Below are 2408 nucleotides of genomic sequence, written 5' to 3'. Positions count from 1 at the left end.
GATGCCGCGGAGGATGTCGATGGCGCCGGAGATGTCACCGGAGAACGCGGCCGCGACGGCGGCGGTGGCGTTGGCCTCGCACGCCTCGCCGCTCAGGCCGGGCACCACGCCCTCGGCGGAGCCGAGGAAGTCGTAGGCGGAGATGGTGCCGCACAGCTGCGCGGCGATGTCGGAGACCTCGGCGGGGGTCTCGACCTCGTCGAACTCGCCCCCGGTCTCGGTGGTGCCGGCGTCCTGCGTCGGGTCGGCGGCCTCCTCGGCGGCGGCGAGGCCGGCACCGGCGAAGGACAGGGCGGCAGCGGAACCGATCACGGCGATGGTCTTCTTCATGGGGGTCACACCTTTCCATCGGGATCCGGGGGATCTCCCCGGCGATACGGCGGTAACAGTAACGGCCACCCCCGCTGGCTGGCTGTGATCCGCATCACAGCGTGGCCGGCGCGGTCGGGTGGTCTGCCCACTTACGCAGCGGGAACAGCGCTCCCGCGAATTCTTCTTCATACACCCACCAGCCCCGGTTCGCGTTTGCCGGACCGGGCGAATTCGGGGAGTCTTAGCGCATGAGTGGAACCGCCGAGATCTATGACGCCGTCCTCGACCCGGGCAAGCTGGACCTGCTCCGGGCCTGGGTCCGCCACCAGGAGTGGTTCGACGGCGACCCGGAGGGCCTCGAGCAGGTGACCGCCTACCGGTTCGTCGATCCCGCCGGCGAGGTCGGGATGGAGTCGTTTCTCCTCACCGACGGTGCCCGCACCTTCCACGTGCCCGTGACCTACCGCGGGTCCGAGCTCGACGACTCCGGTGACGCGCTGGTCGGCGAGATGGAGCACTCGGTGCTCGGCCGTCGCTGGGTCTATGACGCCTCGGCGGATCCGGTCTACGTCGCCGAGGTCCGCCGGGTGATCAGCCACCGCGACGCCGCGGCCGACCATCTGCAGGTCGAGGACGGCACGATCACGCCGTCGCCGGTCAACATCCGCGGTGGGGGCGACGGGATCACCCAGGGCTCCGACGCGGTTCTGCACGTCATTCGGGTCGTGTCCGAGGAGAACGACGCGGAGGCCGACCGCCCGCTCATCGGCTCGCCGGGCACGCTCAGCGCGACCTGGCAGGACGCGGACGGTTCGCACACCGCGGTCCTCGCCGTCGTCTCCTAGGGTCTCCGGCCCCGGCCCTGCCCGGCGCGCCCGGCCCCGCCCCAGAAACGGAACGCTCGCCCCGGCAATTGCCGGGGCGAGCGTGCACTATGTGGGGCGGGGCCGGTCGGTGGCGGACCCGCCAGCCGTGGCGGGCGAGTGGTCAGGCGCTCTTGATCGCCGAGACCTCGATCTCCAGGGTGACCTTCTCGGAGACCAGCACGCCGCCGGTCTCGAGCGCCGCGTTCCAGGTGAGGTCGAAGTCGCTGCGGTTGATCACCGTGGTGCCCTCGAAGCCGGCGCGCTGGTTGCCGAACGGGTCGGTGGCGGTGCCCTCGTACTCGAACGGGATGGTCACGGACTTGGTGGTGCCCTTGATGGTGAGGTCGCCGGTCACGTCCACGCCGCCCGAGCCGTTGGCGGCGATCTTCGTGGAGGTGAACGTGATCTCCGGGTACGTCTCCATGTCGAAGAAGTCGTTGGACTTGAGGTGGCCGTCGCGATCGGCGTTGCGGGTGTCGATCGAGGAGGCGTTGATGGTGACCTGGGCGGTGGCGCCCTCGATGCCCTCGGCGGGCACGGTGACGGTGCCCGTGAAGTCGTTGAACGAGCCGCGGACCTTGGTGATCATCGCGTGGCGGGTGACGAAGCCCAGGCGGGTGTGGGTGTCGTCGAGGGTCCAGGTGCCGGTGAGGTCGGTGAGGTTGGCGGTCATGGTGGCTCCTTCGGGTGGGGTTGCCCGGCCGGCGGGGCCGAGCAGTTAACTGTTGTGTCACCCAATATAGGCCGACCTCTATGACATGTCAACAACCCTGGGGAAGTCTCCCGTGGAACCGTGCGCCGACATCGCCGACGCACGTGTCGCCGCAGGTCAGCCCACGTGCCTCTCGAGGAAGTGCAGCGCGTGCTCGACGGCCCGGTCGTGGCACGGCCGGCCGGCGAAGAGGTCGAAGTGGTCGCCCGGGTAGTGCCGGATCTCGGCGCGCGCGGCGAAGGCGGCCGCGGCGGAGGCGTGCGGTGGGGCACTGCGGTCGAGGTCGGCGATCTGGACCAGCACGGGGACGACGACGAGGTCTTCCGCGTGCCGGCCGGGCCGGAACGAGCCCAGCTCGGTGCCGATGGAGGCGCCCACCTCGTTGCGCCAGGTCGGCCCGGCGACGGAGGTGTAGGCCTCCTCGTACCCGTCAAGGGACAGTAGCGCGCTCGAGCCGGGCGGGCCGACGAGGGGGAGCAGCGGTTCGGGGCGTCCCGTCGCCGCCACGGCCTTGGCGG

3 protein-coding genes and 1 pseudogene are annotated in these 2408 nt (G+C 70.7%); 1 reads left to right on the top strand and 3 read right to left on the bottom strand.

The genetic code is table 11. From position 1 onward, the window contains the following. Positions 1-330, bottom strand: a 330-nt coding sequence (locus tag G6024_RS15620; RefSeq protein WP_159149122.1) for a hypothetical protein, incomplete at its 3' end; no start/stop codon positions are given. A 230-nt stretch (positions 331-560) separates the two neighbouring features. Between G6024_RS15620 and G6024_RS15615 the strand changes: the two genes are divergently transcribed. Next, entirely contained in the window at positions 561-1157 is a 597-nt protein-coding gene (locus G6024_RS15615; protein WP_120286519.1) for a maltokinase N-terminal cap-like domain-containing protein, read from the top strand. Between the two features lie 142 nt (positions 1158-1299). Here the strand turns inward: G6024_RS15615 and G6024_RS15610 are convergent, their stop codons facing one another. Together G6024_RS15610 and G6024_RS15605 are read right to left on the bottom strand one after the other, a co-directional pair. Next, a complete protein-coding gene (locus tag G6024_RS15610) occupies positions 1300-1851 on the bottom strand; it encodes a YceI family protein (protein ID WP_067715464.1) in 552 nt (183 codons plus the stop codon). 156 nt (positions 1852-2007) lie between these two features. Beyond that, positions 2008-2408 (bottom strand): annotated as a pseudogene (locus G6024_RS15605) (alpha/beta hydrolase); the annotation flags it as partial.

Origin of the sequence: Dietzia maris (assembly GCF_014144855.1) — a bacterium.
Classification (GTDB): domain Bacteria; phylum Actinomycetota; class Actinomycetes; order Mycobacteriales; family Mycobacteriaceae; genus Dietzia; species Dietzia kunjamensis.
Note: the sequence above shows the minus strand (reverse complement) of the source record. Positions and strands in the feature narration are given on the sequence as shown.